This is a genomic window from Neoroseomonas soli (assembly GCF_018129065.1).
Classification (GTDB): Bacteria; Pseudomonadota; Alphaproteobacteria; order Acetobacterales; family Acetobacteraceae; genus Neoroseomonas; species Neoroseomonas soli.
The window spans coordinates 146,233-161,101 of record NZ_JAAEDM010000002.1 but is presented as its reverse complement, the minus strand read 5'-3'; the positions used below and the strand labels follow the sequence as shown (position 1 = coordinate 161,101).

Annotated in this window: 13 protein-coding genes; 8 read left to right on the top strand and 5 right to left on the bottom strand. The window is 71.1% G+C overall.

Annotated elements, in window-relative coordinates; all coding sequences use genetic code 11:
• From rnr to rpmG, 3 genes are all read left to right on the top strand, one after another.
• The coding region (rnr, locus tag GXW76_RS01545; RefSeq protein WP_408904291.1) for a ribonuclease R at positions 1-2,261 on the top strand (2,261 nt) is incomplete at its 5' end.
• 89 nt (positions 2,262-2,350) lie between these two features.
• Positions 2,351-3,775, top strand: a complete 1,425-nt coding sequence (locus GXW76_RS01540) for a S41 family peptidase (RefSeq protein WP_211860218.1) — start codon at positions 2,351-2,353, stop codon at positions 3,773-3,775.
• A 125-nt stretch (positions 3,776-3,900) separates the two neighbouring features.
• Positions 3,901-4,068: a 50S ribosomal protein L33 gene (gene rpmG, locus GXW76_RS01535; RefSeq protein ID WP_211860217.1), complete on the top strand. Its 168-nt coding sequence runs from the start codon at positions 3,901-3,903 to the stop codon at positions 4,066-4,068.
• 165 nt (positions 4,069-4,233) lie between these two features.
• Here the strand turns inward: rpmG and GXW76_RS01530 are convergent, their stop codons facing one another.
• The gene (locus GXW76_RS01530; RefSeq protein WP_211860216.1) at positions 4,234-5,607 is read right to left on the bottom strand and encodes a PleD family two-component system response regulator; all 1,374 of its coding nucleotides are present in this window, start codon (positions 5,605-5,607) and stop codon (positions 4,234-4,236) included.
• A gap of 116 nt (positions 5,608-5,723) precedes the next feature.
• Here GXW76_RS01530 and GXW76_RS01525 point away from each other — a divergent pair, with 116 nt between their 5' ends.
• Complete coding sequence (locus tag GXW76_RS01525; RefSeq protein WP_211860215.1) at positions 5,724-6,323, top strand: class I SAM-dependent methyltransferase; 600 nt, start codon at positions 5,724-5,726, stop codon at positions 6,321-6,323.
• A 101-nt stretch (positions 6,324-6,424) separates the two neighbouring features.
• On the opposite strand, the gene GXW76_RS01520 is transcribed toward GXW76_RS01525, so the two are convergent.
• Positions 6,425-7,066, bottom strand: a complete 642-nt coding sequence (locus GXW76_RS01520; protein ID WP_211860214.1) for a VOC family protein — start codon at positions 7,064-7,066, stop codon at positions 6,425-6,427.
• A 36-nt stretch (positions 7,067-7,102) separates the two neighbouring features.
• Positions 7,103-7,825 (bottom strand): glutathione binding-like protein, encoded by a 723-nt coding sequence (locus GXW76_RS01515; protein WP_211860213.1) that lies wholly within the window; start codon positions 7,823-7,825, stop codon positions 7,103-7,105.
• A 214-nt stretch (positions 7,826-8,039) separates the two neighbouring features.
• On the opposite strand from GXW76_RS01515, the gene GXW76_RS01510 reads away from it, so the two are divergent.
• Positions 8,040-8,663 (top strand): LbetaH domain-containing protein, encoded by a 624-nt coding sequence (locus GXW76_RS01510; protein ID WP_211860212.1) that lies wholly within the window; start codon positions 8,040-8,042, stop codon positions 8,661-8,663.
• 9 nt (positions 8,664-8,672) lie between these two features.
• On the opposite strand, the gene GXW76_RS01505 is transcribed toward GXW76_RS01510, so the two are convergent.
• Both GXW76_RS01505 and GXW76_RS01500 read right to left on the bottom strand, forming a co-directional pair.
• Positions 8,673-8,960, bottom strand: coding sequence for a hypothetical protein (locus tag GXW76_RS01505; RefSeq protein WP_211860211.1), 288 nt, complete (start codon positions 8,958-8,960; stop codon positions 8,673-8,675).
• 65 nt (positions 8,961-9,025) lie between these two features.
• Positions 9,026-10,210 carry a pyridoxal-phosphate-dependent aminotransferase family protein gene (locus tag GXW76_RS01500; protein ID WP_211860210.1) on the bottom strand — a complete coding sequence of 395 codons (1,185 nt, stop codon included), beginning with the start codon at positions 10,208-10,210 and terminating at the stop codon, positions 9,026-9,028.
• Positions 10,211-10,366: 156 nt separating this feature from the next.
• On the opposite strand from GXW76_RS01500, the gene GXW76_RS01495 reads away from it, so the two are divergent.
• Genes GXW76_RS01495 through GXW76_RS01485 form a run of 3 tightly spaced genes read left to right on the top strand, consistent with a single transcriptional unit; the run spans position 10,367 to position 14,831 of the window.
• Complete coding sequence (locus GXW76_RS01495; RefSeq protein ID WP_211860209.1) at positions 10,367-11,353, top strand: quinone oxidoreductase family protein; 987 nt, start codon at positions 10,367-10,369, stop codon at positions 11,351-11,353.
• Positions 11,353-14,262 (top strand): FAD-binding and (Fe-S)-binding domain-containing protein, encoded by a 2,910-nt coding sequence (locus tag GXW76_RS01490; protein WP_211860208.1) that lies wholly within the window; start codon positions 11,353-11,355, stop codon positions 14,260-14,262. Before GXW76_RS01495 ends, GXW76_RS01490 begins: the two co-directional genes overlap by 1 nt.
• Complete coding sequence (locus tag GXW76_RS01485; protein ID WP_211860207.1) at positions 14,259-14,831, top strand: DUF924 family protein; 573 nt, start codon at positions 14,259-14,261, stop codon at positions 14,829-14,831. Before GXW76_RS01490 ends, GXW76_RS01485 begins: the two co-directional genes overlap by 4 nt.
• Positions 14,832-14,869 lie beyond the last annotated feature (38 nt).

Genomic DNA, 14,869 nt, shown 5'->3' with positions numbered 1-14,869 from the left:
CCGGAAGCAACGGCAAGCCCCACCGCGCCACCGCCAAATCCGCCGCCGGCCCGCGCGCGGCCGCGAAGCGCCGCGCCGCGACGCGCCCCACCGAACCCGCCGCCCTGCCGAGCAAGGCCGAACTGCGCGCCTTCCTCGCCGAGGCCACCGGCCGCGTCACCAAGTCCGACATCGCCTGCGCCTTCGGGCTTGCCTCCGACCAGCGCCCTGCCCTGCGCGCGCTGATGCGGGACCTGGCGGCGGAGGGCGGCAGCACCCCGGCCGGCAAACGCGCCATCGTCGCTCCCTCTCGCCTGCCGGAGATCGCGCCGATCGAGGTCACCGGCACCGACCCTGACGGCGACCCCATCGCCCGCCCCGTCGGCTGGCAGGGCGAGGGCCGCCCGCCGGTCATCTACATGCGCCCCGAGCCCAAGGGCCGCCCCGCCCTGACCGCCGGCGAGCGCGTGCTGGCCCGGCTCAAGCCGATCGGCCCCGGCAAGTATGAGGGCCGCACCTTCAAGCGCATCGGCGGCGCGCCGCCCGCGCGCATCCTCGGCGTCTTCGAGGATGGCCGGATCATCCCGACCGATCGGCGCCAGAAGGGCATCTGGGAGGTCCCGCGCGGCGAGGAGAACGGCGCGAAGCCCGGCGAGATCGTCTTCGCCGAGCCCCTGCCCTCAACCCGCCACCTCGGCCCCAAGCCCGCGCGCATCACCGAACGCCTCGGCGTGATGGGGGAACCGCGCTCAGTCTCGCTCGTCTGCATCCACGCCCACGGCATCCCCGACATCTTCCCTGCCGAGGCCGTGCAGCAGGCCGAGCGCGCGCGCGGCGTCGCGGTCCACGGCCGCACCGACCTGCGCGACATCCCGCTGGTCACGATCGACGGCGAGGACGCCCGCGACTTCGACGACGCCGTCTTCGCGGAACCCGAAGGCGAGGGCTGGCGCGTGCTGGTGGCCATCGCCGATGTCGCCCACTACGTCACGCCGGGCAGCCACCTGGACCGCGAGGCTTGGGCGCGCGGCAATTCCGTCTATTTCCCCGACCGCGTCGTGCCGATGCTGCCCGAGGCGCTGTCGAACGGCTGGTGCAGCCTGCGGCCGGACGAGGACCGCGGCTGCCTCTTCGTCGAGATGCGCTTCGACGCGCATGGCCGGAAGCACGGCCATGCCTTCGGCCGCGGCATCATGCGCAGCGCCGCCCGCCTGACCTACGAGCAGGTGCAGGAAGCCGCCCATGCCGGCACCACCCCCGGTGCCCTGCCGGAGGGCCACGTCGCCCGTCTCTACGGCGCCTTCCGGGCCTTGCTCACGGCGCGGGAGAAGCGCGGGACCCTCGAACTCGACCTGCCCGAGCGCCGGGTCATGCTGGACGCCCATGGCCGCGTCACCGGCGTCGAGCCGCGCGCGCGGCTCGATTCGCACCGGCTGATCGAGGAATTCATGGTCGCCGCCAATGTCTGCGCGGCAGAGGAGCTGGAACGCCTGACCCAGCCTTGCATGTACCGCGTGCACGACCGGCCATCCGACCAGAAGCTGGAGGGGCTGCGGCAGTTCCTCGCCACCTTCGACATCTCCCTGCCGCCCTCGGACCGGTTGCACCCGCGCGACTTCGCCCGCGTGCTGGAAAAGGTGAAGGACAGCCCGCACGAGCGCCTGGTGAACGAGGCCGTGCTGCGCGGCCAGTCCCAGGCCGCCTATGCGCCGGACAATCTCGGGCATTTCGGTCTCGCGCTGTCGCGCTACGCGCATTTCACCTCGCCCATTCGCCGCTACGCGGACCTGCTGGTGCATCGCGCGCTGATCCGTGGCCTGAAGCTCGGCAAGGACGGGCTGGAGGAAAGCGAGGCCGCGCGTTTCCCCGACACCGGGGAACACATCACCAGCACCGAACGGCGCGCCGCGGCGGCCGAGCGCGATGCGGTGGACCGCTACCTCGCGGCCTTTATGGCACAACGAGTCGGAGAGTGCTTCGAGGCACGAATTTCCGGGGTGACTCGCTTCGGTCTCTTCGTCACCCTTGAAGAGAATGGAGCGAGCGGAATCGTCCCGCTCGGTTCTCTGCCGGACGACAGATGGGACTTGGACGAGGCCACGCAGACGCTGGCCGGTCGCAGGACGAGACTGACCTTCAGCCTGGGCCAGGCAGTCGAGGCCCGGCTGGCGGAAGCGACGCCGCGCACGGGAGGCATGGTCTTTCACCTCATGCAGGGACTGCCGACGCGTGGACGCGGCCGCCCCGCCCCCAAGGGACGCCAGCGCGAACGGCGCCGCTGATCCTGTTCCTGCTGCTGCTGCTGCCCGGCGTCGCCGCAGCGCAGGAAGCGGCCCGCAACGCCCCCTATCCGCGCGAGGAGATGCGCCTGGTGCTGGGCGCCGGCTTCGCCGCCGTCCTCGAACGCCATCTCGAGGCTGCGACGCCGGCCGACCTGCTGACCTGGGCCCTATCGGCGCTGACCGAACTCGACCCCGCGCTCACGGTGCGGCGGACCGCGCGCGACGTGCGCCTGAGCGCCGGGGAACACACCCTGCTCACGCGCCCCGCACCGCCCGGCATCGGCCGCGAAGGCCCTGGCAGCGCAGGGGGCGTGGCGGCTGATACTCTCACGCTGTTCCAGCAGGCGGCCTGGGCGGCATCGCCGACGTTGCGCAGCGCAGGCGCGCCGCGGCTCATCGGCGAAACCTTCGAGGCAGTCTTCAACCACCTCGACCCCTTCAGCCGCTACGTGACCCCGGAGGAGGCGCAGGCCGCGCGCGAACGCCGCACCGGCGAGGCGGGACTCGGCCTGCGGCTCGCACCCGGGCGCGGGATCGGCGCACTGATCGCCGCCCTGACGCCGCGCGGGCCGGCGGCGGAGGCCGGGCTGCGCGTGGGCGACCGCGTGCTCGCCATCGACGGCCGGCCGCTGCGCACGCGTGACGCCGGCACGGCCGCGGGGCTGCTGGAAGGGCCCGCCGGATCCGAGGTCCGGCTGCTGGTGGAACAACGGAACCGGCGCCGCCGGGAAGTGACCCTGCTGCGGACGCTGAGGGTCGGCACGCCCGTCACGGCCGACCGGCAGGACGAGGTCCTGGTCATCCGCCTGCCCGGCTTCTCCGCGCATACCGACCAGCAGGTCGCGGCCGCCCTGCTCGCGGCACAGGCCCAGGGCCCGCTGCGCGCCGTGCTGCTGGACCTGCGCGGCAATCGCGGGGGGCTGCTTTCCCAGGCGGCGGCGGTGGCCGATATCTTCCTCGGCGACGGGGAGGCCTTCCGCACCGTCGGCCGCCATCCCGAGGCCGGCCGCATCTACGTCACCGCCCTGCCCGATCTCTCGGAGGGCGTGCCGCTGGTGGTGCTGGTGGACGGGCGCACCGCCTCCTCGGCCGAGATCGTGGCGGCAAGCCTTGGCGACCGGGGCCGGGCGGCGGTGGTCGGCACCGTCACCACCGGCAAGGGGCTGGTCCAGCTCGTGATCCCGCTGCCCGATGGCGGCGAACTGCTGATGTCCTGGTCACGCCTGGTCATGCCGGCTGGCTGGCCGCTGCAGGGCATCGGCGTGCTGCCGGGGCTTTGCACCTCCGGCGGGCCGGAACAGGCGGCACGCAACCTGGCGGCGCTGCGGGCCGGCGCGCGGCCGATGGGCCCGGCCCAGGCCAGCCTGCGCGCACTCCGCCACCCCGTCCCGGCGGGGACGGCCGAGGCGCTCCGGGCCGCCTGCCCGCCGGGCGACGGGCAGGAGACGGACCTCCCCATCGCACGGGCCCTGGTACTCGATCCGCTCGCCCTGGCGGCGGCCATGTCCCGCTGATCGGGGGCCGGCTGGCCGGCCTTCGCACGGGGAATCGCGCTTTCGCTTGACGCGGCCGCCGCGGACGCTAGTTTCCGGCCTCTCGCGCCCGGGGCCCACTCGCCCACGGGCCATGGAGTCGTGACATGGCCAAGTCGAACACCATCCTGATTCGCCTCGTGAGCAGCGCCGACACCGGCTACTTCTACGTGACGAAGAAGAACACCCGGACGATGACCTCCAAGATGGAGAAGCGGAAGTACGATCCGGTTGCGCGCAAGCACGTCGTCTTCCGCGAAGCCAAGATCAAGTAGCACCGCAGTCGCGGTGCCCGGCCGCGCGGCCTCGGCCCGCGGCCCTTCCCGAACGATTCCGGGCCCGGAGCACGGGCCGCGCCACGTCAGGCCGAGGCACGGCTTGCGTGCTGCGGCTCCGTGCGGCCGGGCCTTTGCGCACCGGCCTGCCGGCGCGCCCCTGCCCTATTCCGCCACCGCGCCCCAATCCTCGGCGGTCGCCATCTCGGCGCGGTTCCGGCCGTGCTCCTTGGCGCGGTAGAGCGCCGCATCGGCGGTGGCAATGAGCCTGTCGGCATCCGGTTCCCCGCGCGCGACGGCACATCCGATGCTGACCGTGACGGGCAGGACCAGCCCCCCCGCTTCGACCGGGCGGTCGGCGATGGCGGCGCGCAGGCGCTCGGCGACAGCGGCCGCTTCCTCTTCCCCGGCACCGGCCATGACCACCAGGAATTCCTCGCCGCCATAACGGGCGACGACGTCGACGGCGCGGAGGTGCTCCCGCAGCCGGGCGGCGACCTCCTTCAGCGCGACGTCGCCCGCGGCGTGGCCGTGGCGGTCGTTCAGCGGCTTGAAGCGGTCCACGTCGAGCAGCAGCACCGCCGCCGCCGCGCCGGAGCGCAGCAGCGAATCGAGATGGCGCCGCACGTAGCGCCGGTTCCGCAGCCCGGTCAGCGGGTCCGTGACAGCCAGTTCGAGCGAGCGGTCGAGGCTTTCCCGCAGCAGTTCCTGGAATCGCCGGCGGCGCAGCTGGTTGCGCACGCGCGCGCGCAGTTCCGGCGGATCGACCGGACGCATGACATGGTCGCTGGCGCCGAGGTCGAAGGCGCGCAGCACCGCCTGCCGCTGGTCCTCGGCCGCCAGCAGCACCAGCGGCATGTCGCGGCTCTCGGGCCGCGCCCGCAGGCGGGAGGCGAGGCGCAACGCATCCCCGCCGGCCAGCGGCAGGCTCAGCAGCATCAGGTCGTGGTTCTCGTCCTGCAGCCTCTCCCAGGCGCCGGCCTCGTCCGGTGCGTGCTCGACCAGCAGGCCGTCGGCAGCGAGCGCCTCGGTCACCGCGCCGGCCTCGAGCGCATGGCCGCCGGCCAGCAGCACGCGTGAGCCGACGAAGGCATCGTCCGGCGCATCCCCGGCATCGAAGCCGAATTCCCGCGCGGTCTCCGCCCGCAGGCGCCACGCGTCGAGCACCTGCTTGACGCGCAGCAGCGCTCGCAGCCGGGCGAAGAGCAGCGCGGTGTCCACCGGCTTGGAAATGAAGTCGTCCGCCCCGGCCTCGAGCCCACGGACCCGTTCGGCCTGTTCGGTGAGGGCGGTGACCATGACGACCGGGATATGGGACGTGGCGTGCTGCGCCTTGAGCCTCTGGCAGACCTCGTAGCCACCCATGCCCGGCATCATGACGTCGAGCAGCACGATATCGGGCGACCAGGCGGCACTGAGGGCGAGCGCCTCCGGACCCGAGGCGGCGAGCGCGACCTCGAAATACTCGGCCCGGAGTTTCGCCTCGAGCAGGCGGAGATTGGCCGGCACGTCGTCAACCACCAGCACGCGCGCGGTCACTGCGACAGCCCCCGCATCGCGCCACGGAACGGTAACTGGCCCGACCCGCCCACGCCACCTATCACGCGGGCAATGACAAGCCTTTGAATTGTCAGAAAATTGTCACGGAGCACCGCATGTCCGGCATCACCCTCGGAGATCGTCCCGCCCCGCGTCCGGCGGGAGGCTTCGGCCTCTTCCTCCGTCGCTGGGCGGCCAACCCGCTGCAGATGGGCTCGGTGGTCCCGTCTTCCCCGGCACTGGGGCGGCGGATCGCCGCGCTGATCGACCGGCAGGGCGACGAGGTGGTGGTCGAGCTCGGCGCCGGCACCGGCGCGATCTCCCGCGAGTTGCTCGCCGCCGGGCTGCCGCCGGAACGGCTGGTGGTGGTCGAGATCGTGCCGGAGATGGCCCGCCACCTCGCGCGCAGCCTGCCCGGCGTGACGGTAGTCGAGGGCGATGCCTTCGCCCTGTCCGAGGCGCTGCCACGGGCATTGCACGGCAGGATCGGCACCGCGATCTGCGGCATCCCGCTGGTGCTGCTGCCGGCCGAGCAGCAGCGGCGCTTCGTCGATGCCGTCGAGTCGGTCGCGCCGGGGCGCGGCTTCCTGCTCTACTCCTATTGCGTGACCTCCCCGCTGCCGTACCGGAAGCTCGGCCTGACGGCGCGGCGGGAAGCCTGGACGCCGCTCAACCTGCCGCCCGCGAGCGTGTGGCGGTATCGACCCGCCGGATAGTTGCCGCATCCGATCCCTCACGCGCCTCGGAGTCGAGCGCCGTCGCGCAATCCTACACGCAGAGCCTCGCCAACAGATGAAAACCGCACCGCCACCCCGGATCACGCGCTGGTCAGGGTGACCTCGCGCCCGTCGCGGTGGCGGAGATGGACGATCAGCCGTGGATGCGGGCTCTGGCGCACCTTCACCGCGTCGCCAAGGCCCCGCACGGTGAGCGAGGAGCGCAGCGAGGCGGCGTCCGGGTGCTCGGCCTCCAGCGCCGCGAGGCGCCAACCCGAATCCTTGATGTGCTTCGCCGCCCGCTCCCCGTTCCACTGGATCAGCGGGGGGATGAGGTTGTCCATGTCCTGCCGCTGCGGCGGGAAGGCCATCCGCCAGGAGAGGTTGCCGCGCGACATCTCGATCATGTCCCCGGCCTGGGAGGGGCCGAGGCGCGCCACCACCGCCTCCAGCGCCGGGGTCGAGGCGACATAGGCGATCAGTCGCGGCTCCGCTTCCAGCGCGGTCCTCAGCGACGCGTCGTCGAGGTCGAAGGGCCGCGAATGGGGCGGTTCCGGCTGGCCGGGGTCCGGGGCGATGACCTCGAGGTAGCAGTTGGCGCCCATGCCGAGCAGCATGTTGTGGGTGCCCACCCCCGCATGCGCGCCTCCCTTGGAAGGCTTCACGCCGAGGATCTCCTCGACGTAGCGGGCGCCTTCCTCGAGCGTGCGGGCCCCGATCACGATGTGGTCAATCTCGGCCATGAATTCCCTTGGCGTTCCTGTTGGTCCGGGCGCTGGTCAGTGCGCGGCGAACTGGGTCTTGCCGAACAGTTGTTCCCGCTCGGCATCCGTCATCTGCCCCTTTCGCTGGCTTTCCGCCAGCACCGAGACGCCGCGCCGCACGGCGGGCCGGGCCGCGATGGCATCGTGCCAGCGCTTCACATGCGGATATTGACCGAGATCAACGTTGCGGCGCTCCGGATTTCGCACCCAGGGGAAGGTCGCGATGTCGGCGATCGAGTAGCCTGGCCCGGCGAGGTAGGGGCTTTCGGCCAGGCGCTTGTCCAGCACGCGGTGCAGCCGGGCGACCTCGTTGGTGTAGCGCTCGATGGCGTAGGGCAGCTTCTCGACCGCGTAGTTGGCGAAGTGGTTGTATTGGCCGAACATCGGCCCGACGCCGCCCATCTGGAACATCACCCATTGCAGGCAGCGGTAGCGCGTGGCCGGGTCGCGCGGCCAGAGGTCGCTGCCGGCCTTCTCCGCGAGGTAGATCAGGATCGCGCCGCTTTCGAAGAGGCTGAAGCGCTCGCCGCCCGGGCCTTCGGGATCGACGATCGCCGGGATGCGGTGGTTCGGCGTGATGGCGAGGAATTCGGGGCGGAACTGCTCACCCTTGCCGATGGCCACGGGCACGATCTCGTAGGGGATGCCGGCCCCCGCCTCGGCCAGTTCCTCGAGCAGGATGTGCACTTTGTGGCCGTTCGGCGTCGGCCAGGTCCAGACCTGGATGGGGGCGGGCATGGGGTTCTCCGTGCTGGCGTCACGCAACCATGGGCAGAGGGCCGGGGGCGTGCAAGCCTGCGCCCGTCGAAGACAGTCGGGTGACATCGTCGGGCGCGGCGGCGCGGAGTGCCGCCGGATAGCGGACGGCGTGCGGATGGCGGGTCCGGTCCTCCGCCTTGACCCTGCCGGCCTGGCCTGACGTGCTGCGCCGGCCTGTCAGCGGACCGGAACCATGGACCAGAAGCGCCCGAAGATCGCCGAGACCTTCATCCACCCGACCGCGAAGCTGCGCGAGGCCAGCATCGGCGCGCGCTGCGAGATCCTGGACCGCTGCTATGTCGAATACGCGACGATCGGCGACGCCTCCTATCTCGGCCACGACTGCCAGGTGGCGGATGCGGAGATCGGCAAGTTCTGCGCCATCGCCGCCCAGGTGCGGATCGGCCCGCCGAACCACCCGATGGAGCGGCCTTCCCAGCACCGCTTCACCTACGTGCCGGAATACTACGACGCGACGAAAACGCGGGACGCCGCCTTCTTCGCCGCCCGCCGCGCGGCGCGCACGTGCATCGGCAACGACGTGTGGATCGGGCATGGCGTGACGGTTCTGGCCGGCGTGACCGTCGGCGACGGCGCGGTGCTCGCGGCCGGCGCGGTGGTGGCGAAGGACGTGCCGCCCTATGCCATCGTCGGCGGCGTGCCGGCCCGCGTGATCCGGGACCGCTTCCCGCGGGACGTCGCGGCGCGGTTGCAGCGCATCGCCTGGTGGGACTGGCCCTTTGAGACGATCATGGAGCGGCTGACCGAATTCCAGTCGGGCGACGTCGCGGCCTTCTGCGACCGATGGGGAGCGTGAAGCGCGGCGTCAGCGCAGCAGTTCGGCCGCGATGGCGGCCCATTCCTGGTCGAGGGTGACTTCGGGCGGCACCCGCCCGGCGCGCCGGTACCAGTAGCCGGCGTTCGCAAGGTCGCCTTCCTTGCGGTGCAGGTAGGCATGGACGAGGGCGCTGACAGCGTCCTCGCTCGCCTGGGCCTGGGCATGGGCACGGCCCCAGTCACCGCGCGCATCCCACCACAGTGCCAGCAGGGGGGTGGACAGCCCGGCTGGCGGGGTGTCGTGCACCGTACTGCGGCGGAATTCATCGAAGGTCATCCGTGGCCTCCTGCCTGCGGCCTTCCGGGTGCCCGGGGAAGGTTTCCCTCCCCCGGACCTCGCTGTCAGGCGTTGCCCGACAGATACTCCATCGCCACCAGCACGCCGCCCGACTTGTGCGGGATGCCGGCCGCGCGCAGCCCCATCTCCACGCCGCCCAGCGTGCCGATGAGCTGCAGGTCGCCGATGTCGCCCAGATGGCCGATGCGGAACACCCGGTCGTTCAACTGCCCGAGGCCATTGCCGAGGGACATGTTGAACTTCTCCAGGATCGTCGCGCGCAGGCCGTTGGCCGATTGGCCTTCCGGCAGGCGCACCGCGGTCAGCGAGGACGAGTAGTGCCGCGGCTCCGCGCACTGCACCTCGAAGCCCCAGTGCCGCACGGCGCGGCGGGTCGCTTCCGCGAGGCGGTCATGGCGGGCGAAGACGTTGTCGAGGCCTTCCTCCATCAGCATGTCCACCGCCTCGCTCAGCCCGTAGAGCAGGTTCGTCGCCGGCGTGTAGGGGAAGTAGCCGGTGGCGTTGGATGCCAGCATCGCCTTCCAGTCCCAGAAGGAGCGCGGCAGCCTCGCCGTCTCGCTCGCCTTCAGCGCCTTGGCCGAGACCGCATTGAAGGACAGGCCCGGCGGCAGCATCAGCCCCTTCTGCGAACCCGCCACCGTCACGTCCACGCCCCACTCGTCATGCCGGTAGTCGATGCTGCCGAGCGAGGAGATGGTGTCCACCATCAGCAGCGCCGGGTGTCCGGCGTCGTCGATCGCGCGGCGGACCTCGTCGATGCGGGAGGTGGCGCCGGTGCTCGTCTCGTTGTGCACGACGCAGACGGCCTTGATGGCGTGCGCCTTGTCCTCGCGCAGGCGCTGCTCGATCTGCGCGACGTCTGCGCCGCGGCGCCAGTCGGTCCTGACGAAATCCGTCACGATGCCGAGGCGGCCAGCCATCTCGTGCCAGAGATGCGCGAACCAGCCGGTCTCGCACATCAGCACGCGGTCGCCGGGTGAGAGGGTGTTGGTCAGCGCCGCTTCCCACGCACCGGTGCCGGAAGCCGGGTAGATCACCACCGGGCCCTCGGTCTTGAAGACGTGGCGGATCTTCTCCAGCAGCGCCTTGCCCATCTTGCCGAAGTCGGGGCCGCGATGGTCCATGGTGGGGTTGTCCATGGCGCGCAGCACGCGGTCGGGCACGTTCGTCGGACCCGGGATCTGCAGGAAATGGCGGCCCGCGACGGGCTTGGACTGGAAATAGGCCATGGACGGCTCCTCTCTTCGAGCCCGCTTCATGCGACAGCCACGACGCGGAGGCCAATGAGTTCGGCTTGTCGCTCCGATGACGATTATGGATCGGACAAGGCGGGCCTTCGCCGCTAGGTTCGCGCCAAGTTCACTGAATCACGGAGGACGCGCCCCATGCCCGAGGCGATCATGCTGCGCGAATATGGTGGCCCGGAGGTGCTGCGCATGGAACCCGTCGAGGTTCCGTCGCCCGGCCCCGGAGAGATTCGCCTGCGCCAGACCGCCATCGGCGTGAACTTCCACGATTGCTACGTGCGCTCGGGCCTTTACCGCACGCTGGCGCTGCCCGGCGTGCCGGGGATCGAGGCCGCCGGCCTGGTCGAGGCAGTCGGCCCCGGCGTGACCGGCTTCGCACCGGGAGACCGTGTCGGCTACGTCACGGGGGCCTATGGCGCCTATGCCTCACACCGCGTGTTGCCCGCGGCGCTGGCGCTGCGCCTGCCGATGCACATGGACGAACGGCTTGCCGCGAGCGTGCTGCTGAAAGGGCTGACGGCGGAGATGCTGCTGCGCCAGGTGCACCGCGTCGAGGCCGGGCAGACCATCCTTGTCCATGCCGCCGCGGGCGGTGTCGGGCGGCTGCTGTGCCAATGGGCGGCGCATCTTGGCGCGACGGTGATCGGCACGGCGGGATCGACTGCGAAGGCCGAGGTCGCCCGGGCCGCCGGCTGCGCGCATGTCATCCTCTACCGCGAGCAGGATTTCGTCGCCGAGGTGAAGCGCATCACGGGCGGCCGTGGCGTTGCTGCGGCCTATGATTCCGTCGGGCACGACACCTTCGACGGATCGCTGGAATGCCTCGCGCCGCGTGGGCATCTGGTGAATTTCGGGCAGGCTTCCGGCCCCGTGCCGCCCTTCCAGGTGCAGCGGCTGGCGGCGAAGTCGAACAGCCTGACACGGCCGATCCTGTTCCACTACATCGCCGAACGCGCCGCGCTGGAACGCATGGCCGACGCGCTGTTCGCGTTGCTCGAAAGTGGCGCCGTGCGCGCGGAACCGGGCGCGACGCTGCCGCTGGCCGAGGCCGCGCGCGCCCATCACCTGCTCGAATCCCGGCAGGCCGAGGCGCCCCTCGTCCTGTTGCCCCAGGAAGACTGCTGATGAACGTCTCCACCCGACCAACCATCGGCGACAGCCGCCTTGCCGACCGCCTGCGCCGAGAGACGCGCGGCGAAGTCCTGTTCTCCGCTTCCGATCGTGGCCGGTACGCCACCGACGCGTCGATCTACCAGATCGAGCCTTATGGAGTGCTTGTCCCGCGTACCATCGAGGACGTGCAGGCCGCGATGGCGATCTGCCGGGAGGAAGGCATTCCGGTCCTGCCGCGCGGTGGCGGCACCTCGCAATGCGGGCAGACGGTGAACCGCGCGCTGGTGCTGGACTGCACGAAGTACCTGCGCAACGTCGTCAGTGTGGATGCGGAAGCGCGCACGGCGCGCGTGTTGCCCGGCATCACGCTCGGCGCGCTGAACGATGCACTGAAGAAGCACGGGCTGTTCTTCCCGGTCGATCCCTCCACCTGGCAGCGCTGCACCATCGGCGGCATGGCGGGGAACAATTCCTGCGGGTCGAAATCCATCCGCTACGGGCTGATGGCGGACAATGTGACGGGCATCGACGCGCTGCTCGCGGACGGATCGCGCTTCACCTTCGGGGAGTTGCCGGACAATCTCGGCGGCGACATCCCGGCGCCGGCGGCGGACCTGATCCAGCGGCTGCGCGCGCTCGGCGCGCGGGAAGCGGAGGAAATCGCCGCCCGCTTCCCGCACCAGCTGCGCCGCGTCGGCGGCTACAACATCGAGAGCCTGACGCCCGCGGCGCGCGCGGAAGGGCGTGGCAATCTCGCGCGGCTGCTGGTGGGGTCAGAGGGGACGCTGGCGTTCTCGGCGGCACTGGACCTCAAGCTCTGGCCGATCAAGCCGCGCAAGATGCTCGGCATCTGCCAGTTCCCGACCTTCCGCGCGGCCATGGCGGCGTCGCAGCATCTCGTCACGCTGGACCCGGAGGCCGTCGAACTCGTGGACCGGACGATGATCGACCTCGGCCGGTCGATCCCGATCTACCGCGCCACCATCGACCAGATGGTGAAGGGCGAACCCGACAGCCTGCTGATCGTCGAGTTCCACGGCCACGAGGACGCGCCGCTGCTCGCCGCGCTGGACCGGCTGGATGAGATGATGGCCGATCTCGGCTACCCCGACGCCGTGGTGCGCGCCACCGATCCCGGATTCCAGGCCGCGATCGCCGAGGTGCGCGAGGCCGGCCTCAACATCATGATGTCCATGAAGGGCGACGGGAAGCCGGTCTCCTTCATCGAGGACTGCGCGGTCGGGCTTGCCGATCTCGCCGACTACACGGAACGCCTGAACGACGTCTTCACGAAGCACGGCACCAAGGGCACCTGGTACGCCCATGCCTCCGTCGGCTGCCTGCATGTCCGCCCCGTCCTGAACATGAAGGACGGCGAGGACGTGAAGAAGATGCGCACCATCGCCGAGGAATGCTTCGCGTTGGTGCGCGAGTACAAGGGCAGCCATTCCGGCGAGCACGGCGACGGCATCGTCCGCTCCGAGTTCAACGAACCGATGTTCGGCAGCCGCATCGCCCGCGCCTTCGAGGAAGTGAAGGATTCCTTCGACCCGAAGGCATTGCTCAACCCCGGCCGCGTCGTGCGCCCACCGAAGATGGATGACCGCACGCTGTTCCGCTACGCGCCCGGCTACGCGGCGGACCAGGCGGTCACGCCGGTGCTCGACTGGTCGGAATACCCCGGCCCGCTCGGCGGCATGCTCAGCGCCGTCGAGATGTGCAACAACAACGGTACCTGCCGGAAGTTCGACGCCAATGTCATGTGCCCGTCCTACCGCGTCACGCGGGACGAGCAGCACCTGACGCGCGGCCGCGCCAATACGCTGCGGCTCGCCCTGACGCGGCAACTGGGCCCCGACGCGCTGGCCTCGGACGAAGTCGCGGCGGCGATGTCGCTCTGCGTCTCCTGCAAGGGCTGCAAGCGCGAATGCCCGACCGGCGTGGACATGGCGCGAATGAAGATCGAGGTGCTGGCCGCGCGCACGAAGCGCCACGGCCTGCGCTGGCGGGAGCGCATCATCGCCACCCTGCCGCGCTGGGCACCCTTCGCCGCCATGGCGCCCTTCGCCGCCAATGCGCGGGATTCCGTGCCCGGCCTGGCGTGGCTGTCGGAACGCCTGCTCGGCCTCGCCGCCGAACGCTCCCTGCCCCACTTCCGCGGGGATGCGTTCCACGATGCGGAACTTCGCGCACCGGACGGGCGCGAGCGGGAGGTGATTCTGCTGCCCGACGCCTTCAACCGCTATTTCGAGCCGAAGAACCTGCGCGCCGCCATCGCCGTGCTGCGCGCCGCCGGCTACGATCCGGCCGTCGCCCGCCCGGCGAAGGGCGCGCGCCCGCTGGACGAAGGCCGCACACTGCTCGCCGCCGGTCTGGTGGAGGATGCCCGCGCCGAGGCGCGACGGACGCTGGAGGCGCTCGCCCCCTTCGCCTCCCCGGTGATCGGCATCGAGCCTTCGTCGCTGACGACCCTGCGCGACGAGTTCCTTGCCCTGCTTCCCGGCGAACCGGCCCGCGCGCTCGCCGCCCGCGCCTTCCTGCTGTCGGAATTCCTCGACCGCGAGAAGCCGGACCTCGCGCTGAGGCCCGTCGCGGCCGAGGCGCATATCCACGGCCACTGCCACCAGAAGGCATTCGGCGCCTTCCCGCCTGCCGTCGCGGTGCTGAAGCGCATTCCCGGGCTGAAGGTGACACCCATCACCTCCTCCTGCTGCGGCATGGCCGGTGCCTTCGGATACCAGGCGGAAACGCTGGACACCTCGAAGGCGATGGCGGAACTCTCGCTGCTGCCCGCCGTGCGCGCCGCGGCGCCCGAGGCGCTGATCGTCGCCGACGGCACCTCCTGCCGGCACCAGATCGGCGACCTGTCGGGCCGCACGGCGCTACATTCCGTGCGCGTCCTGGAGATGGCCCTCGCATGACCACGCCTGCCGACATCCTCTCCTTCTGGTTCGACGGCGACCCCGACGCCTTCCGCGAAGCGTGGTTCCGGCGCGACGACGCCTTCGACACGGCGATCCGCGAACGGTTCGGCGCGGCGACCGCCGTCGCCCGCAATGGCGGCCTCGACGACTGGGCGGAGATGCCGGACAGCGCGCTTGCGCTGCTGATCCTGCTCGATCAGTTCCCGCGCAACATCCACCGCGGCACCGCCGAGGCCTTCGCCTCCGACGCCCATGCCCGCGCCATCGCGCGCGACGTGGTGCTCCACCACCGCTTCGACCTGGCGCTGACGCCGACCGAACGCTGCTTCCTCTACCTCCCCTTCGAGCATTCCGAGGCGATGGCCGACCAGGACCTCTCGGTCGCGCTGTTCGAGGGGCTGCGCGACGACCCGCGCTGCGCGAAGCCCGGTGCGAGCATCGACTACGCCTGGCGCCACCGCGCGGTCATCAGCCGCTTCGGCCGCTTCCCCCACCGCAATGCGGTGCTGGGGCGTGCGAGCACGGCCGAGGAAGAGGCTTGGCTCAGCAACGGCGGAGGTTTCTGAGAGCATTCGCCCATGAAACAGGCAAGACAGCTCGCTCA